Genomic DNA, 17741 nt, shown 5'->3' on the forward strand with positions numbered 1-17741 from the left:
GCAGGCTATAAGCCCCAGGTGCTGCCTGCACAATAGCGCGCGCGATATGCTGCCGACAACTGCATAACGCTCTGGAATTCAATGAAAACGTCAATCTTGCCTGGCACCGCGCCTCTTTCCCTTACCCTCGCAGCCGGCGGCAACCAGCTCATCAACTGGGGGATCGTTTTTTATATGCCCGGTACCTTTGCCGGCGCTATTGCTAATGATACTGGCTGGGGCGGAACAGAGATCTTTCTCGGTTTGACCTTCGCCATGCTGATGATGGCGGCGATCTCGCCTTTTATCGCCCGCCTGTTGGCCTGGTTTGGCGGTCAGCGGGTGGTGTTCATCGGTTCATTAACCATCGCGGCAAGCTGCCTGGCAATGTCGCAGGCAGACAGCCTGATCTTCTGGTACGTCGCATGGCTACTGGCCGGTGTCGGTATGCGGCTGGCGCTATACGATGCGCTGTTCGCCGCGCTGGTTAACCTGTATGGTCAACGCGCCAGAGTAACTATTTCACGGGTGACCCTGGCTGGAGGACTGGCCTCAGCGATATTCTGGCCGCTGGGCACCGCGCTGCTCGCGCTAATGGGCTGGCGTGGAGCGCTGGTAATCTACAGCCTGTTTGGCCTGCTTAGCGCACTACTGCTGTGGCGGATGCCTAATCAACGCTTGCCCGACCGGAGCGCTCATCAGGAGAAAGTGCCGCTTTCCCGCCGCGACCAGCACATGGGCCTGCTGTACGCCTCGCTTATCGCTTTGGTCACCTTTATTTCTAACGGCACATCCACCCATCTGCCTGAGTTTATCGCCAGCTACGGTTTGCCGGTAATGATAGGGGTACTATGGGGCATCGGACAGACCGGCGCCCGATTTCTGGAGGTGATTTCAGGAGCGCGCCTCTCCCCACTTCGGTTAACGCTGTTGACCACAGCGCTGTTGCCGCTCTGCTTTTTACTGGGCCTCAACGCCGCCTCGCTAAGCTGGACCGTTGGCGGTTTCGTTTTCGCCTACGGGGCCATTAACGGCCTGACGACGGTATTTAAAGCAACATTACCGTTGCAGCTATTCGCGGCGGAAGATTACGCGCGGCGTACCGGACGGCTGTTGATCCCAGCGCAACTACTGGCCGCCGTCTCGCCATTTGCCTATGCCTGGCTAAATCAACATCTGGGGATAGAAAGGAGCCTTGCTATTTCGGGTCTATTATCGCTGGTCGTACTGGGGCTGGCGCTGAGAATCGGCTGGCTGCAGCGGCGGCAGGTTGTGCGGATAAGTCATGGACAAAGTGAAGAGAGGGTATGAAAAACCCTCTGTAAAACACACACATTTAGGACTATCAGGCCACGATCAGACGCTTAAACAGCAGCTGCTGAACATCCTGCCGATGTGCCAGGATCGCATGCGCGGTTACTAAAGTTCCGTCTACGGAATACAAAACCCGGTAGCCTTCAGCGTGATTAAACTCCCGATATTTGGCGCAGCCAATTTTCAGCAATTCGGGGCAAATCTGGCAGCCCAAGGGGAACTGTCCTACGGTGCTCTCAAACTGGGTGAGAATATCTGCGATAACCGGACGCGGCTCAACATCAACACGCTTCAGAAAACCCGCTATTGTGTCGATGCAGTGCTTCACCGTAAGCGTGTACTCAAAGGTCACCTGCTGTTCCATGGAAGTCCCTTAACGTTGAGCGCGCTGCGTTTAATCCGCAAGGCCATCCAGCAACTGGTCTTTCGAGAACACGCGCCCTTCCGCTTTATCTTTCTCTGACAGAGTAAGCAATTTCAGCAAAGCAATGGCGTTTTCCCGTTCCTGCTGCTGATCATAGGACTCTATAACGTAAGCAGGCACACCGTTTTGTGTGACCAGGATAGGTTCTGACAGATCAAGCGTTGCGGCGTTCTTTTTAACGTAGCTGATAGTCTCTACTTTCATGTTGGTCCGCCTAATGGTCATGTCTCGGTTTTAATATAGACTATATTTAGACTACGCTCAATAATCCTTCCTCAGCGCCATTTACCAGGACATAAAAAAACCCTCTGTAAACAGAGGGTTTCGTTCAGCTATCAGCAGGAATTATTCCCACTCAATAGTCGCTGGCGGCTTACCGCTGATGTCGTACACCACGCGGGAAATACCGTTAACTTCGTTGATGATGCGGTTGGAAACACGGCCGAGGAAATCATACGGCAGGTGCGCCCAGTGCGCGGTCATAAAGTCGATGGTTTCTACCGCACGCAGGGAGACGACCCAGTCGTACTTACGACCATCGCCCATCACGCCGACGGAGCGAACCGGCAGGAACACGGTGAATGCCTGGCTTACTTTGTCATACAGGTCGGCTTTGCGCAGTTCTTCAATGAAGATAGCGTCCGCGCGACGCAGCAGGTCGCAGTACTCTTTCTTCACTTCGCCAAGTACGCGAACGCCGAGGCCCGGCCCCGGGAACGGGTGGCGGAACAGCATGTCGTACGGCAGGCCCAGCTCCAGACCAATCTTACGCACTTCGTCTTTGAACAGCTCTTTCAGCGGCTCAACGAGGCCCATCTTCATTTCTTTCGGCAGACCGCCCACGTTGTGGTGAGACTTGATGACGTGCGCTTTACCGGTCGCGGAAGCAGCGGATTCGATCACGTCAGGGTAGATAGTGCCCTGCGCCAGCCATTTCACGTCTTCCAGCTTCAGCGCTTCTTCGTCAAACACTTCAACGAAGACGCGGCCAATGATTTTACGCTTCGCTTCCGGATCGTTTTCGCCCTTCAGCGCGGTCAGGAAGCGATCTTCCGCCGCAACGTGTACGATGTTCAGGCCGAAACGGTCGCCGAACATATCCATAACCTGCTCGGCTTCGTTCAGGCGCAGCAGGCCGTTATCCACGAATACGCAGGTCAGATTTTTGCCGATGGCGCGGTGCAGCAGCATCGCGGTAACGGAAGAGTCAACGCCGCCGGACAGGCCGAGGATGACTTTATCTTCACCCACCTGCTGACGAATACGCTCAACCGCGTCGTCGATGATCTTCGCCGGCGTCCACAGCGCTTCACACTGGCAGATGTCGCGCACGAAGCGCTCCAGCATACGCAGCCCCTGACGGGTGTGGGTGACTTCCGGGTGGAACTGTACGCCGTAGAAGCGTTTTTCTTCATTCGCCATGATGGCGAACGGGCAGCTTTCAGTGCTGGCGACGGTCACAAAGTCGGAAGGGATAGCGGTGACTTTATCACCATGGCTCATCCACACGTCCAGCAGCGGCTTACCGTCAGCGCTCAGCGCATCTTCGATGCCCTTGATCAGCGCGCTGTCGGTCTGCACTTCCACCTGCGCGTAACCGAACTCGCGCTCGTTGGAAGCTTCAACGTGGCCGCCCAGCTGCATGGCCATGGTCTGCATGCCATAGCATACGCCGAATACCGGTACGCCGGCTTCGAAGACGTACTGCGGCGCACGCGGGCTGTTGTCTTCGGTGGTGCTTTCCGGGCCGCCGGAAAGAATAATGCCGTTCGGGTTGAACTCGCGGATTTGAGCTTCGGTCACGTCCCAAGCCCAGAGCTCGCAATAGACCCCTAATTCACGTACGCGACGCGCAACCAGCTGGGTGTACTGAGAACCGAAGTCCAGGATAAGAATGCGATGTTTATGAATGTTATCCGTCATTGACGTTAATTCCAGAGAAGTAGCGATGATTGAATAAAAATCGCCCGGCGCGTAGCCGGGCGATGAAAATCAGGAGCCCATGCGGTAGTTCGGGGATTCCTTGGTGATCGTCACGTCGTGAACGTGGCTCTCCTGGATGCCCGCGCCGCTGATGCGCACGAACTCTGCCTTGGTACGCAGTGCGTCAATAGTACCACAACCGGTCAGACCCATACAGGAGCGCAGGCCGCCCATCTGCTGGTGAATGATCTCTTTCAGGCGGCCTTTATAGGCAACGCGGCCTTCGATACCTTCCGGTACCAGTTTGTCAGCGGCGTTATCGCTCTGGAAGTAACGGTCAGAGGAACCTTTGGACATCGCGCCCAGGGAACCCATACCGCGGTAGGATTTGTAAGAACGGCCCTGATAGAGCTCGATTTCACCCGGGGATTCTTCGGTACCGGCCAGCATGGAGCCAACCATCACCGCGGCGGCGCCTGCGGCAATCGCTTTTGCGATATCGCCGGAGAAACGGATACCGCCATCGGCGATAACCGGAATACCGGTGCCTTCCAGCGCTTCAACCGCGTCGGAAACGGCGGTGATCTGCGGAACGCCTACGCCGGTAACGATACGGGTAGTACAGATGGAGCCTGGGCCGATACCCACTTTCACCGCGCTGACGCCAGCTTCCGCCAGGGCACGAGCACCCGCGCCGGTCGCCACGTTACCGCCGATGATTTGCAGGTCAGGATATTTAGCGCGCGTTTCGCGAATACGCTGCAGAACGCCTTCGGAGTGACCGTGAGAGGAGTCGATCAGCAGAACGTCAACGCCTGCGGCAACCAGCGCGTCAACGCGCTCTTCGTTACCGGCGCCAGCGCCAACGGCCGCGCCAACGCGCAGACGACCGTGCTCGTCTTTACACGCATTTGGTTTACGTTCCGCTTTCTGGAAATCTTTTACGGTGATCATGCCGCGCAGGTGGAAGCTATCATCCACTACCAGCGCTTTTTCTACGCGTTTTTCGTGCATTTTCGCGAAGACCACTTCACGGCTTTCACCTTCACGCACGGTGACCAGGCGCTCTTTCGGCGTCATATAAACGCTGACCGGCTGATTCAGGTCGGTAACAAAACGCACGTCGCGGCCGGTGATAATGCCGACCAGTTCGTTGTCTTCGGTCACTACCGGATAACCGGCGAAACCGTTACGTTCGGTCAGTTCTTTCACTTCGCGCAGGGTGGTAGTCGGCAGAACGGTCTGTGGATCGCTTACCACACCGGATTCATGTTTCTTCACGCGACGGACTTCTTCCGCCTGGCGCTCGATTGACATGTTTTTATGAATAAAGCCGATGCCGCCTTCCTGGGCCAGGGCAATTGCCAGGCGCGCTTCAGTTACGGTATCCATCGCCGCGGAGAGCATAGGAATATTCAGACGAATCGTTTTCGTCAGCTGCGTGCTGAGATCGGCGGTATTCGGCAGAACGGTAGAATGAGCGGGAACAAGGAGGACGTCGTCAAACGTCAGGGCTTCTTTAGCGATACGTAGCATGGGCAATATCTCGACCAGGGTGGATAAATATTGCCGTGGCATTATACAGAGCGTAACCGATTGCATCCACCCTTTTTTGCAAATAATACTTGCGATCCCCTCTCAGCGCGTTACTATCGACTGAATAACCTGCTGATTTAGAATTTGATCTTGCTCACATGTTGCCATCTCAATCCCCTGCAATATTTACGGTCAGCCGCCTGAATCAGACGGTTCGCTTACTGCTGGAACGCGAAATGGGCCAGGTATGGATAAGCGGCGAGATCTCTAACTTCAGCCAGCCCTCTTCCGGCCACTGGTACTTCACCTTAAAAGACGATAACGCTCAGGTGCGCTGCGCGATGTTTCGCAACAGCAACCGTCGCGTCACATTTCGCCCGCAGCATGGCCAGCAGGTGCTGGTTCGCGCCAACATTACCCTTTACGAGCCTCGCGGCGACTACCAGATCATCGTCGAAAGCATGCAGCCCGCCGGTGAGGGCCTGTTGCAGCAAAAATATGAGCAGCTCAAGGCGCTCCTGACGGCAGAAGGGTTATTCGATCAAAGCCACAAGCAGGCGCTCCCCTCTCCCGCGCACTGCGTCGGCGTCGTCACCTCCAAAACCGGCGCCGCGCTGCATGATATCTTACATGTGTTGAAACGCCGCGATCCCTCGCTGCCGGTGATTATCTACCCGACGGCGGTGCAAGGCGATGATGCGCCGGGGCAAATCGTGCGCGCAATAGCATTAGCCAACCAGCGCCAGGAATGCGATGTGCTGATCGTCGGGCGCGGCGGCGGTTCGCTGGAAGATTTATGGAGCTTTAACGACGAACGGGTCGCGCGGGCAATTTTCGCCAGCCGCATTCCGGTAGTGAGCGCCGTCGGCCATGAAACTGACGTCACTATCGCCGATTTCGTCGCCGACCTGCGTGCGCCGACGCCTTCTGCGGCGGCAGAGATCGTCAGCCGCAATCAGCAGGAACTGTTGCGTCAGCTACAGTCCGGCCAGCAACGCCTGGAGATGGCGATGGATTACTTCCTCGCCAACCGCCATCGCCGCTTTACTCAGCTGTTTCACCGTTTACAGCAGCAACATCCTCAGCTGCGCTTAGCGCGTCAGCAGACCGAACTGGAGCGCCTGCGTCAGCGGATGCGCTTTGCGCTGGAAAGCCAGCTCAAACGTGCCGACCAGCGTCAGCAGCGCGCCGTGCAGCGGTTGAATCAGCAAAACCCGCAGCCGCGCATCCATCGCGCGCAGTCGCGTATTCAGCAACTGGAGTATCGTCTGGCGGAAAATATTCGCGCCCGCCTGAGCGAGCAGCGCGAGCGTTTCGGCAATACCGTGACGCATCTGGAGGCCGTCAGCCCGCTGGCAACGCTGGCTCGCGGCTACAGCGTCACCTCAGCCGGCGATGGCAAAGTATTGAAAAAAATCAAACAGGTACAGGCTGGCGATGTCGTGACTACCCGGCTGGAAGATGGTTGGGTTGAAAGCGAAGTGACAGTCATCACTCCGGTGAAGAAAACGCGCGCCCGCAAAAAAGTCTAATTATCCTCCCGTTTCATGCGGGGATAACTATACTGCTGTCATGCCCTTTTAAAACCGTTCATCCGGCCAGGGAGCGTGATATGCCAGATACTCGTCCTCGTTTCGTGATTCCCCCCTACATTTTACGCCGCATTGTCGATCATGGCTCAGCTCAGCAACAGCGCTGCGCGCAGCAAACGCTGAGCCATGTACAAACCCTGATGGCGCATGTGCCAGGCCGCCCCGCCGCCGCCCATGTCGCCACGCCAGGCCAGCTTGAGCGAGACATTTATGATGCCAGGCAGACTCAGGAACTTCCAGGGATCCAGGTGCGTTTTGAAGGACAGCCTTCCAACGGCGATGTCGCCGTCGATGAGGCCTATGATTATCTCGGCATCACCCATGATTTTTTCTGGAAGAGCTATCATCGTGATTCGCTGGACAACCGCGGATTGAAGCTGACCGGCAGCGTCCACTATGGTCACGAATATCAAAATGCCTTCTGGAACGGGCAACAAATGGTGTTTGGCGACGGTGATGGCGAGATCTTTAATCGTTTTACTATTGCTATTGATGTGGTGGCGCACGAGTTAAGCCATGGCGTTACGGAGAGCGAAGCCGGGCTTATCTATTTCGAACAATCCGGGGCGCTCAATGAATCGCTTTCCGATGTTTTTGGCTCGCTGGTCAAACAATATCAGCGCCAGCAAACGGCAGATAAAGCAGACTGGATAATTGGCGAGGGGCTACTTGCGAAAGGTATTCACGGCCAAGGTCTGCGTTCGATGTCGCACCCGGGAACCGCCTATGATGACCCTATTCTTGGCAAAGACCCACAACCCGCCCACATGAAAGATTTTGTGCATACCCAGCAGGATAACGGCGGCGTGCATATTAACTCCGGCATTCCTAATCATGCTTTCTATCTCGCCGCCATCGCGCTGGGTGGTTTTGCATGGGAAAAAGCGGGATATGCCTGGTATGACGCGGTTTGTGATAAATCGCTGGCAAAAGACGCCGATTTCCCGGCCTTTGCCAAACTGACGATTCATCATGGCGAAAAACGTTTTGGTAAAGAGACCGCCGAGGCGATTCGAAAGGCTTGGGAGGATGTTGGAGTCACATCATGAACGAGGCAGACCTCAGCGATGACGCGATTATTGAGCTGGCCCGCGAAGGTGGCGTCGCTTGGATCCCGACGCTGAGCGGCATGCGTAAGATTGTCGTGGCGCAGCTTAACGAACAGCAAAAACAGCGCATCGCCGCAATACTGCAGCAGTCGTTGCCGCTCGGCAAGCCGCCGGGGCAGCCGGATTCTCCAGGTAGCGGCGACCAGCGTTTCTTTCGCATCCAAATAATCAGCGCCCAGCACTATCACAGCCTGATCATTCTCATCCCGGAAGAGCGGGCGCCGGAGGCGCTGGTTGAACTCTGGCGAAATGGTGAAGGCTGCGTTAGCGATTAACCGAGCACAAATTCGACGCGTTTTTTCGAAATCAGTCCGTGGCCGTGCTGGCAGAAATAATCCACCGCGCCGCAGGCCTTCAGTACTTCCAGCGGCTGATGGCAGTCCGGGCAGCGGGCCTCTACAGCAAACTCTTTCTCACAGTGCGCGCAATGCGCGCCGTTGCCTTGCGTTTCCAACCGGGCATGGCAAATCGGGCAATTGAGTTCCATGGTGCCTCCTTCTCATAATGAATAGCATGAGTTTATCACGTCATACGTCAGCGTTGCTGACCCGCGAAGCGTTGAATAGGGTAGATAAAAAAAACCCGCCAGCGGCGGGTTTCTGCATTATTTACTTTTCTTGATATGCTTAATCAAGCGCTTACGCTTACGCATCTGGTTCGGCGTCAGGGTATTGCGTTTATTGGCAAACGGGTTTTCCCCTTCCTTGAACTGAATACGGATCGGCGTACCCATGACATCCAGGGATTTACGGAAGTAGTTCATCAGGTAACGCTTATAGGAATCAGGCAGGTCTTTCACCTGGTTGCCGTGAATCACCACGATCGGCGGGTTATAACCGCCGGCGTGCGCATACTTCAGCTTCACGCGGCGACCGCGTACCAGCGGCGGCTGATGGTCTTCTGCTGCCATGGTCATAATGCGGGTCAGCATGGCGGTACCCACGCGACGGGTGGCGCTGTCGTAAGCTTCGCGCACCGATTCGAACAGGTTGCCGACGCCGCTGCCGTGCAGAGCGGAGATAAAGTGCACGCGGGCGAAGTCGATGAAGCCCAGACGGAAGTCGAGGGTTTCTTTCACCTGCTCTCTCACTTCCTGGCTCAGGCCATCCCATTTGTTGACCACGATAACCAGGGAACGACCGCTGTTAAGGATAAAGCCCAGCAGCGACAGATCCTGATCGGAGATACCTTCACGGGCATCAATGACCAGCATCACCACGTTGGCGTCTTCAATCGCCTGCAGCGTCTTGATGACTGAGAATTTCTCCACGACATCGGTAATTTTGCCGCGCTTACGCACGCCGGCGGTATCGATCAGCACATATTCGCGTTCATCGCGCTGCATCGGGATGTAGATACTGTCGCGGGTTGTGCCCGGCATATCGTAAACCACCACGCGATCTTCGCCGAGAATGCGGTTAGTCAGCGTTGACTTACCGACGTTCGGACGGCCGACGATCGCCAGCTTAATCGGCAGATCTTGCGGGTTGAAGTCGTCTTCCGGTTCTTCAACTTCTTCGCCGTTTTGCTCGGCTTCAAACTGCGCCCAGTAGGCGGCGTCTTCATCCACTTCTTCCTGCGGATTAACCTCATCTACCCACGGTAGCAGCACGTGTTCCAGCAGGCTGGTAACGCCGCGACCATGCGAAGCGGCGATCGGATAAATATCGCCCAGCCCCAGCGACCAGAAGTCGGCCATCGCCTGATCGACGTCGATGCCGTCGGTTTTGTTCGCCACCAGGAAGGTCGGTTTTTCGCGAGAACGCAGATGTTTGGCGATCGCGGAATCCGCCGGCATCAGGCCCGCGCGCGCATCAACCATAAACAGCACCACGTCGGCCTCTTCAATCGCCAGCAGAGACTGTTCCGCCATCCGGGTTTCCACGCCTTCTTCCGTACCGTCGATACCGCCGGTATCAATACAGATGAATTCGCGGCCTTCCACTTCAGCACGACCGTACTTACGGTCGCGAGTCAGCCCCGGGAAATCCGCGACCAACGCGTCACGAGTGCGCGTTAAGCGGTTGAAGAGCGTGGATTTTCCAACGTTAGGGCGCCCGACAAGCGCGACCACAGGTATCATGTTAAATGCCTCATACAAATTGCAATACAACCTCATTTTACGAGGTTTTTTAAAAAGTCAAAACGGCCCCTGTCTGTCAGGAGCCGTTTATTAAAGCGATACTACCGCGCGAGTTAACGCGTGATCGAATACAGCGTACCGTCTTTGGCCTGGATAAGCAGGCGACCGTCGGCGATAACCGGGTCGGTCAGGAAACCGGAGCTATCGACTTTCTGCTGCGCCACAAAGTGGCCGTCTTCCGGATTAATCCAGTGCATGTAACCTTCGCTGTCGCCTACCACCAGGCTGCCGTTATACAGCGCCGGAGAAGTCAGCAGACGGTGCAGCAGATCGCTCTGGGTCCACAGCGTTACGCCGCCATCGGTGGTCAGCGCCAGCAGACGGTCATTCTGATCGACCAGATAGATACGGTCGCCGTCAACGATGAAATCGTTCACAGAACCCAGTTCGCGCTTCCAGATAATCTGGCCGCTGCGCAGATCCAGCGCGGTCAGGTTGCCATTATAGGCCAACGTATAAACAACGCCATTAACGATAACCGGCGTGGTGTCAACGTCGTTCAGACGGTCGATTTCAGTCGGGCCGGTGGCCGTAGAAATACGCTGCTGCCAAATCATCTGCCCCTGCTGCATCAGCACGGCGCTGACGCGACCGTTGTCGCCACCAACAATCGCCGCGCCATAAGCGGTGGCCGGAGCGGACTCACCGCGCAGGGAGAGCGCAGGCATGTCCAGGTTCACGGTCCATTTTACCGCGCCGTCGGTTTCGTTCAGCGCCTGCAGTTGACCGTTGCTGGTATGCACCAGTACCATGCCATCGCTAACGACCGGACGAGAAATCGCTTCACCCGCCACACGGCTCTGCCACGCGACGGTACCGTCGCTGGTATTCAGCGCGAACAGCTGCGCCTTTTCAGTACCAACATAAACGTGGCCGCCGGAAACGGTCAGCCCGCCGGAGAGCAGCGCCGGAGCGCGCGAGAACCAGCCGTCTTTTTCCGCCAGGTTCACCGACCAGACTTCTTTACCGTCTTCAGCGTGCAGCGCTTTCACGGTGCCTTTACGGTCAGCCGCATACACAACGCCGTCGGCAAAGGCCGGGTGCAGGTTGGAATAGAAATCACCGATACCATCGCCAACTGAAGTGCTCCAGGACGTGGACGGCGTAAACTGGTTTTCCACCGTCGGCAGCGGTGACATTTTCACCACATCTTCTTCGCTGTTAAACAGCGAGCAACCGCTCAGTAAGGTGACGGAAAGCAGCCCTGGCAAAAGTAATTTACGCAATTGCATCGAGTCCCTCTCAGATGGACAAATTATTTATTTTCATACGCATCATTTCGCTGAGCGCTGGCGATGCATCGCTTTTCACGCCTGATTCCCAGGCCGCGCGGGCACCCTGCTTGTCGCCTTTGCTCAGCAGAATTTCACCGCGCAAATCGGCAACGATAGCGGTCCAGCCTTCGCCTTTAATGCCTTCCAGGGTTTTCAGCGCCGCATCCGGCTGCTTAAGCTGCAGCTGTACGCGGGCCAGACGCATATTGATAACCGATTTCAGGTTATCGTCAGAGGCGGCCGCCAGCCCTTGTTGCAGCTGCTTCTCCGCGCCCTGCAGATCGTTTTTATCGACCAGACGCTGCGCGAGCTCCAGCGATGCGAACGCGCCATAGGTGTTTTTGCTGTCGGCGGCGAATTTCTCCGCTGCGGTCAGGGTTTCAGGCGAATCTGACTTCAGTGCGGAAATGGCATTCTCATAGGCCAGAGAGGAATCCCGGGCCGAATCCAGCTGATGGGAAGTCCAGTAGCGCCAGCCAACCAGCGCGCCGATCCCTAAAATCACCCCGACGGCCAGCGCTTTACCGTTCTCGGCAAAGAAACGCTTGAGGGCGTCGACCTGCTCGTTTTCGTTGTTGAAAGTTTCCACGCAGTCCTTCTCCTGACTAATAGTTTCCGGGAAATTAACCCAGAAGTGTGCGCAAATGCGCGGCAACGCTATCCTGCGTTACGGTAGTTTGCTCACCTGAGCGTAAATCCTTCACTACCACGTTTCCGTCAGCAATTTCTGACTCACCGACCACCAGCGCGACGCGCGCGCCCCACTTGTCAGCGCGGGCGAACTGCTTCTTAAAGTTACCGCCGCCGTGGTTAGTCATCAGCTTAACGCCGGGCAGCGCATCGCGAACCTGCTCAGCCAGACGCATTGCTGCGGACTGAGTATCGGTACCGGAGGCTACCAGGTATATATCGACAACAGGATCGGCTTTAAATTCCGGATTGACTGCCTGAACCAGTAAAACAAGACGTTCCAGGCCCATCGCAAAGCCAACGCCCGGCGTTGCGCGTCCGCCAAGCTGCTCTACCAGACCGTCATAACGGCCGCCGGCGCAGACGGTACCCTGCGAACCGAGGCTGGTCGTGACCCACTCAAATACGGTGCGATTGTAATAGTCGAGCCCGCGCACCAGGCGCTGGTTGACGGTATAGCGAATTCCAGCAGCGTCGAGCAGCGCGCACAGACCGGCGAAGTGTTCTTTGGACTCGTCGTCCAGATAATCGCCCAGCGCCGGCGCATCGTTCAGCAGCGCCTGCACTTCCGGATTTTTAGAGTCCAGCACGCGCAGCGGATTGGTATACATGCGGCGTTTGCAGTCTTCATCAAGCTTATCTTTAAATTGTTCCAGATAGGCAACCAGCGCGTCGCGATAGGCGGCACGCGCCTCCAGCGAACCGATGGAGTTCAGCTCAAGGCTGACGTGATCGGAAATGCCCAGCTCGCGCCACCAGCGCGCGGTCAACATGATAAGCTCAGCGTCGATATCCGGGCCCTGCAGGCCAAAGACTTCCGCGCCAATCTGATGGAACTGACGGTAGCGCCCTTTCTGCGGACGTTCGTGGCGGAACATCGGCCCCACGTACCACAGACGCTGTTCTTGATTGTACAGCAGACCATGTTCGATGCCGGCACGTACGCAGCCCGCCGTTCCTTCCGGACGCAGCGTCAGGCTATCGCCATTGCGGTCTTCGAAGGTATACATCTCTTTTTCAACCACGTCGGTCACTTCGCCGATCGCGCGTTTGAATAACGGGGTCTGCTCTACAATCGGCAAACGAATTTCGCTGTAACCGTAGCTACCGAGCACCTGCTTCAGTGAGCCTTCAATGCGCTGCCAGAGAGCGGTTTCGCCCGGCAGATAATCGTTCATGCCACGGATGGCTTGAATGTTCTTTGCCACGTTTATTCTCTTTATATATAAAAATGAACCCCGGCGCCTTGCGCCCGCAGGTTCAATCATACACGGGAAGCGTATTGCTTCCCAACACGTTATTTTGCTTCAACCTGCTGAACTTCAATACGACGCGCTTCATCCAGCATGGTGGCTTTCGCACGGATACGCGCTTCCAGCTGGTCGATCATGTCGTTGTTGTCCAGTCGGTCTTTGCGAACGCCGTCCTCGTACAGGCCGCTTTTCTTGTTGCCGCCAGTGACGCCGAGAGTGGAAACCAGCGCTTCGCCAGGGCCGTTAACCACACAGCCGATGATCGAAACATCCATCGGAGTGATGATATCTTCCAGACGCTGCTCCAGCGCGTTCACCGTACCGATGACGTCAAACTCCTGACGCGAGCAGGTCGGGCAAGCGATAAAGTTAATACCGCGAGAACGGATGCGCAGCGACTTCAGGATATCGAAGCCAACTTTGATCTCTTCCACCGGGTCGGCGGCCAGCGACACGCGCAGGGTATCGCCGATCCCTTCAGACAGCAGCAGACCTAAACCGATCGCGGATTTTACCGCGCCGCTACGCGCGCCGCCGGCTTCAGTGATCCCGAGATGCAGCGGTTGATCGATCTGCTTCGCCAACAGACGATAGGATTCAACAGCGAGGAAGACATCTGAGGCTTTTACGCTAACTTTGAACTGATCGAAGTTCAAACGATCGAGATGATCGACGTGACGCATGGCGGACTCTAACAGCGCCTGCGGCGTCGGCTCGCCGTATTTTTCCTGCAGATCTTTTTCCAGCGAACCGGCGTTGACGCCGATGCGGATAGGAATGTTTTTGTCGCGCGCGCAGTCCACAACCATGCGGATACGCTCTTCGTTACCAATGTTGCCAGGGTTGATGCGCAGGCAATCAACGCCATATTCCGCGACTTTCAGCGCGATACGGTAGTCAAAGTGGATATCGGCGACCAGCGGGACGTTGACCTGCTGTTTGATGAGCTTGAAAGCTTCCGCTGCGTCCATCGTCGGGACGGAAACGCGGACGATGTCCGCGCCTACGCGCTCCAGCGCTTTGATTTGATTTACCGTCGCGGCCACATCGGTGGTGCGAGTATTGGTCATCGACTGTACGGCGATGGGAGCCCCATCGCCAATCGGCACATTACCAACGTAAATGCGTTTGGACTTTCTACGTTGAATTGGAGCCTGGTTATGCATGAAAAATCTCCCGCGTTACCCGTCTGTTACTGCGCCGGTGATTGTTCGGCATTAAGGGTCAGACGCGCAACCTGGTTAGTTCTGATAAAACGACTCAAATCGACTGGTTTGCCCAGATACTGAATTTGTACCGCAGCCGGGGCGCCGATTTTCAGCTTATACGGCGCCTGACCGCTCAGGTTCAGGTTCCCGCCTTTACGCTGCAGGCCGCTGAACAGTTTCTTACCGGTCGCATCGCTCACTTCCAGCCAGCAATCGGCGCTAAAGTTCATCACCAGATCCTGAGCGGAAGCCGTCGTCGCGGCATTCGCCTGATCGGTCGGCAATGCGGAGGTCGGGGCTGGCGCAGCCGGCGCGGCGGCGGCGGTATCAACGTTAGCCTGCGAAGGAGCGACCACGGCGTTGTTATCCACCGGCGCGGAGGTCGCCGCTGGCGCGCTTGGCGCAGGTGCGGTGGAGGTATCGACCGGCGCGCTATTGGCATTGGCTGCCGTCGTATCCGGCGCGTTATTCGCCGAGCTGGTATCCAGCGGAATTGACTGGCTGCCGCTATCGCTACTGTTCAGATCGCTGGTGGATTGATCGGCCATGCTGGTGATCTCTTCCTGCTGCGCTTTGTGGTCTTGCCACCACCATGCGCCGCTCAGGCCGATAACCACAAACAAAATCAGCCAGGTAAAGCTCATCAGCCAACCGTCGCGTTTTTTGCGACGTTTACCCAGCGAGAAGCTCTGCATCGGCGCCACTTTGGCGGCGCGAATCGGCGCTTGCTTCGCCATCATCGGCAGCAGTTCTTCTTCCGGAATATGTACGAGGCGAGCGTAGGAACGGATATAGCCACGCAGGAAGGTCGAAGCGAGATCGGCTGGCGCCTTATCTTCTTCAATATCACGAACCGTGGAAACCTTCAGGCATAAGCGTTCAGCCACCGCTTGCTGGCTGAGTCCGAGTTGTTCGCGGGCGTTACGCAGGCGCGCGCCCGTAGAGTTTGCTTCTTGATGGTCTTGAGTGGCTTCAGTATTCATTCGCTACAACTACTGGTACGTGAAATTTAAAGTTCAGCGCGGGAAAGAGCCTGCGCCGCGAGACACTGCTCAACGTCAACCGACAGTATAAGGCTGTCCGGGCGACTATCACAGAGACTTATCAATATTGAATGCTAAGCGGTTGTTGTACCGCTACATACTGCCTCAAAGTCGACAAAAACGCACCGTAATTATTAACCGAATCAGCGTATTTCGCCTGGCAATTCGACATATTTATGCAGCGCGCAGCGAAAGCTGTGCGCTGCATAACTTATCAGACGGCTTTCACGTCGATCGCTTCGCCCTGCATACGCTTACGCAGCGTACGTTTGGTACGGTCGATTACGTCGCCCGCCAGCTGGCCGCAGGCAGCATCGATATCGTCGCCGCGGGTTTTACGCACGATGGTGGTGAAACCATATTCCATCAGCACTTTGGAGAAACGATCGATACGGCTGTTAGAACTACGGCCGTACGGCGCGCCCGGGAACGGATTCCATGGGATCAGGTTGATCTTGCACGGCGTATCTTTCAGCAGCGCCGCCAGTTCATGGGCGTGCTCGGTACCGTCGTTGACGTGATCCAGCATGACGTACTCGATAGTCACACGACCCTGGTTGGCGTTGGACTTCGAAATATAGCCGCGCACCGAGTTCAGGAAGGTCTCAATATTGTACTTTTTGTTAATCGGTACAATTTCGTCGCGGATGGTGTCGTTCGGCGCGTGCAGAGAAATCGCCAGCGCAACGTCGATCATGTCGCCGAGTTTATCCAGCGCCGGCACCACGCCGGAGGTAGACAAGGTCACGCGGCGTTTGGAGAGACCAAAACCGAAGTCATCCAGCATGATTTCCATCGCCGGAACGACGTTGTTGAGGTTCAGCAGCGGCTCGCCCATGCCCATCATTACCACGTTGGTAATTGGACGCACGCCGGTAGTCTTCACCGCGCCGACGATTTTCGCCGCGCGCCAGACCTGGCCAATAATTTCGGAAACGCGCAGGTTACGGTTGAAGCCTTGCTGAGCGGTGGAGCAGAATTTACATTCCAGCGCACAGCCAACCTGTGAAGAGACGCACAGCGTGGCGCGGTCTTCTTCCGGGATGTATACCGTTTCAACGCGCTGATCGCCAACGGCAATCGCCCACTTAATGGTGCCGTCGCTGGAGCGCTGCTCTTCAACGACTTCCGGCGCACGGATCTCGGCGACTTCCTTCAGTTTGCCGCGCAGGACTTTGTTGATGTCGGTCATTTCATCAAAGTCATCGCAGCAGTAGTGATACATCCATTTCATCACCTGATCGGCGCGGAAAGGCTTCTCGCCCATGTTTTTGAAAAACTCGCGCATCTGCTGACGGTTTAAATCCAGCAGGTTGATTTTGGCATCTTTATTCGGCACCGTCAGAGCGGCGGTATCAGGTGTGACAATTTGTTCAGACATAATTTTTCCGGCCTCGTTATTACACGTTATGGCCCCAGGTGGGTTGAAAAAGAAACGCCCCGGAGAGCGACTGCTCGTCCGGGGGCGCTATATTCTACAAATTCTGACGCGTCATTGCCACGTTTGCACAAAGCAATGATAAAAAAATCTGTAACTGCGTACTTAATCCTCTAAGGCTTTTCGATTGTCAGGCCAACGCCGCGACGGTCGAAAAAACGAGGGTCGTATCTCCAAAGTATTTCAGGTCACCGCGAGGCGGCGAGTTCGCAAATCCCCGGGAGCATAGATAACTATGTGACCGGGGTGCGCGAATGAAGCCAACAAAGCGGTGGCGTGAAAGACGCAGGAGATTAGCGAGTGCGCGGGCAAACCTCGCCTTCAGCAAAGAAGAACGCTATTTCGCGAGCAGCGGATTCTACAGAGTCGGAACCGTGGGTGCCGTTCTCGGTGAAGCTGTCAGCGTAGTCAGCACGCAGGGTACCGGCCAGGGCGTTATCCGGGTTGGTGGCGCCCAGCAGGTCACGGTGACGCTGAACCGCGTTTTCGCCTTCCAGTACGGAAACCACGATCGGGCCGGAGGTCATGAACTCAACCAGACCGTCGAAGAACGGACGACCTTCGTGCTCAGCATAGAAACCGCGAGCCTGCTCAACGGTCAGATGCAGCATTTTGGTGCCGACGATTTTGAACCCTGCAGCTTCAAAGCGAGAAAAGATGCTGCCAATAACGTTTTTTGCCACCGCGTTTGGTTTGATGATGGAAAAAGTACGTTCAATAGCCATGATTACCTCTAATTAAATGTTCTGTTGTTGCACATACGATCGTATGGCCTGGCGCGCATTATAATGAGCAACGTCGGCGATGCCTACGGA

17 protein-coding genes are annotated in these 17741 nt (G+C 56.1%); 4 read left to right on the forward strand and 13 right to left on the reverse strand.

The genetic code is table 11. From position 1 onward, the window contains the following. The first annotated feature begins 81 nt into the window (after positions 1-81). Positions 82-1290, forward strand: coding sequence for an MFS transporter (locus EAE_RS00665; protein WP_015703161.1), 1209 nt, complete (start codon positions 82-84; stop codon positions 1288-1290). Positions 1291-1324: 34 nt separating this feature from the next. On the opposite strand, the gene EAE_RS00670 is transcribed toward EAE_RS00665, so the two are convergent. The 4 genes from EAE_RS00670 to guaB form a co-directional block, all read right to left on the reverse strand. Then, complete coding sequence (locus tag EAE_RS00670; RefSeq protein ID WP_015370386.1) at positions 1325-1657, reverse strand: hypothetical protein; 333 nt, start codon at positions 1655-1657, stop codon at positions 1325-1327. Positions 1658-1687: 30 nt separating this feature from the next. Then, on the reverse strand, positions 1688-1921 hold the full coding sequence (locus EAE_RS00675) for a type II toxin-antitoxin system Phd/YefM family antitoxin (RefSeq protein WP_004853132.1): 234 nt from the start codon (positions 1919-1921) through the stop codon (positions 1688-1690). Positions 1922-2062: 141 nt separating this feature from the next. Next, complete coding sequence (gene guaA, locus EAE_RS00680) at positions 2063-3640, reverse strand: glutamine-hydrolyzing GMP synthase (protein WP_015703162.1); 1578 nt, start codon at positions 3638-3640, stop codon at positions 2063-2065. 69 nt (positions 3641-3709) lie between these two features. After that, positions 3710-5176: an IMP dehydrogenase gene (gene guaB / locus EAE_RS00685; RefSeq protein ID WP_015370334.1), complete on the reverse strand. Its 1467-nt coding sequence runs from the start codon at positions 5174-5176 to the stop codon at positions 3710-3712. A 158-nt stretch (positions 5177-5334) separates the two neighbouring features. On the opposite strand from guaB, the gene xseA reads away from it, so the two are divergent. From xseA to EAE_RS00700, 3 genes are all read left to right on the forward strand, one after another. After that, on the forward strand, positions 5335-6708 hold the full coding sequence (gene xseA, locus EAE_RS00690; RefSeq protein WP_015703163.1) for an exodeoxyribonuclease VII large subunit: 1374 nt from the start codon (positions 5335-5337) through the stop codon (positions 6706-6708). 80 nt (positions 6709-6788) lie between these two features. Next, positions 6789-7817: a M4 family metallopeptidase gene (locus tag EAE_RS00695; RefSeq protein ID WP_015370332.1), complete on the forward strand. Its 1029-nt coding sequence runs from the start codon at positions 6789-6791 to the stop codon at positions 7815-7817. Further along, positions 7814-8152 carry a protealysin inhibitor emfourin gene (locus EAE_RS00700; protein ID WP_015703164.1) on the forward strand — a complete coding sequence of 113 codons (339 nt, stop codon included), beginning with the start codon at positions 7814-7816 and terminating at the stop codon, positions 8150-8152. Before EAE_RS00695 ends, EAE_RS00700 begins: the two co-directional genes overlap by 4 nt. Here the strand turns inward: EAE_RS00700 and EAE_RS00705 are convergent. The 9 genes from EAE_RS00705 to ndk form a co-directional block, all read right to left on the reverse strand. Continuing rightward, complete coding sequence (locus tag EAE_RS00705) at positions 8149-8364, reverse strand: zinc ribbon domain-containing protein (RefSeq protein WP_015703165.1); 216 nt, start codon at positions 8362-8364, stop codon at positions 8149-8151. The two genes, EAE_RS00700 and EAE_RS00705, sit on opposite strands and share 4 nt — an antisense overlap. 117 nt (positions 8365-8481) lie before the next feature. Next, positions 8482-9960: a ribosome biogenesis GTPase Der gene (der, locus tag EAE_RS00710; protein ID WP_015370328.1), complete on the reverse strand. Its 1479-nt coding sequence runs from the start codon at positions 9958-9960 to the stop codon at positions 8482-8484. A gap of 113 nt (positions 9961-10073) precedes the next feature. Beyond that, positions 10074-11252: an outer membrane protein assembly factor BamB gene (gene bamB, locus EAE_RS00715; protein WP_015370327.1), complete on the reverse strand. Its 1179-nt coding sequence runs from the start codon at positions 11250-11252 to the stop codon at positions 10074-10076. 10 nt (positions 11253-11262) lie between these two features. Then, positions 11263-11883: a YfgM family protein gene (locus tag EAE_RS00720; RefSeq protein WP_015370326.1), complete on the reverse strand. Its 621-nt coding sequence runs from the start codon at positions 11881-11883 to the stop codon at positions 11263-11265. 34 nt (positions 11884-11917) lie between these two features. After that, positions 11918-13192 carry a histidine--tRNA ligase gene (gene hisS / locus EAE_RS00725; RefSeq protein ID WP_015703166.1) on the reverse strand — a complete coding sequence of 425 codons (1275 nt, stop codon included), beginning with the start codon at positions 13190-13192 and terminating at the stop codon, positions 11918-11920. A gap of 89 nt (positions 13193-13281) precedes the next feature. Further along, positions 13282-14403, reverse strand: coding sequence for a flavodoxin-dependent (E)-4-hydroxy-3-methylbut-2-enyl-diphosphate synthase (ispG, locus tag EAE_RS00730; protein WP_015370324.1), 1122 nt, complete (start codon positions 14401-14403; stop codon positions 13282-13284). A gap of 26 nt (positions 14404-14429) precedes the next feature. Continuing rightward, the gene (rodZ, locus tag EAE_RS00735; protein WP_015370323.1) at positions 14430-15428 is read right to left on the reverse strand and encodes a cytoskeleton protein RodZ; all 999 of its coding nucleotides are present in this window, start codon (positions 15426-15428) and stop codon (positions 14430-14432) included. Between the two features lie 274 nt (positions 15429-15702). Next, positions 15703-16869 (reverse strand): dual-specificity RNA methyltransferase RlmN, encoded by a 1167-nt coding sequence (gene rlmN / locus EAE_RS00740; RefSeq protein WP_015370322.1) that lies wholly within the window; start codon positions 16867-16869, stop codon positions 15703-15705. A 350-nt stretch (positions 16870-17219) separates the two neighbouring features. Further along, positions 17220-17651, reverse strand: a complete 432-nt coding sequence (gene ndk / locus EAE_RS00745; RefSeq protein ID WP_004866348.1) for a nucleoside-diphosphate kinase — start codon at positions 17649-17651, stop codon at positions 17220-17222. Positions 17652-17741: the final 90 nt, after the last annotated feature.

This window comes from Klebsiella aerogenes KCTC 2190 (assembly GCF_000215745.1).
Lineage (GTDB): Bacteria > Pseudomonadota > Gammaproteobacteria > Enterobacterales > Enterobacteriaceae > Klebsiella > Klebsiella aerogenes.

Coding starts and splice junctions, on each gene's coding strand:
- der (WP_015370328.1), bottom strand. CDS start 9,960: ATGATACCTGTGGTCGCGCTTGTCGGGCGCCCTAACGTTGGAAAATCC.
- EAE_RS00705 (WP_015703165.1), bottom strand. CDS start 8,364: ATGGAACTCAATTGCCCGATTTGCCATGCCCGGTTGGAAACGCAAGGC.
- xseA (WP_015703163.1), top strand. CDS start 5,335: ATGTTGCCATCTCAATCCCCTGCAATATTTACGGTCAGCCGCCTGAAT.
- EAE_RS00700 (WP_015703164.1), top strand. CDS start 7,814: ATGAACGAGGCAGACCTCAGCGATGACGCGATTATTGAGCTGGCCCGC.
- EAE_RS00665 (WP_015703161.1), top strand. CDS start 82: ATGAAAACGTCAATCTTGCCTGGCACCGCGCCTCTTTCCCTTACCCTC.
- EAE_RS00695 (WP_015370332.1), top strand. CDS start 6,789: ATGCCAGATACTCGTCCTCGTTTCGTGATTCCCCCCTACATTTTACGC.
- ndk (WP_004866348.1), bottom strand. CDS start 17,651: ATGGCTATTGAACGTACTTTTTCCATCATCAAACCAAACGCGGTGGCA.
- guaA (WP_015703162.1), bottom strand. CDS start 3,640: ATGACGGATAACATTCATAAACATCGCATTCTTATCCTGGACTTCGGT.
- rodZ (WP_015370323.1), bottom strand. CDS start 15,428: ATGAATACTGAAGCCACTCAAGACCATCAAGAAGCAAACTCTACGGGC.
- EAE_RS00675 (WP_004853132.1), bottom strand. CDS start 1,921: ATGAAAGTAGAGACTATCAGCTACGTTAAAAAGAACGCCGCAACGCTT.
- ispG (WP_015370324.1), bottom strand. CDS start 14,403: ATGCATAACCAGGCTCCAATTCAACGTAGAAAGTCCAAACGCATTTAC.
- EAE_RS00670 (WP_015370386.1), bottom strand. CDS start 1,657: ATGGAACAGCAGGTGACCTTTGAGTACACGCTTACGGTGAAGCACTGC.
- bamB (WP_015370327.1), bottom strand. CDS start 11,252: ATGCAATTGCGTAAATTACTTTTGCCAGGGCTGCTTTCCGTCACCTTA.
- guaB (WP_015370334.1), bottom strand. CDS start 5,176: ATGCTACGTATCGCTAAAGAAGCCCTGACGTTTGACGACGTCCTCCTT.
- rlmN (WP_015370322.1), bottom strand. CDS start 16,869: ATGTCTGAACAAATTGTCACACCTGATACCGCCGCTCTGACGGTGCCG.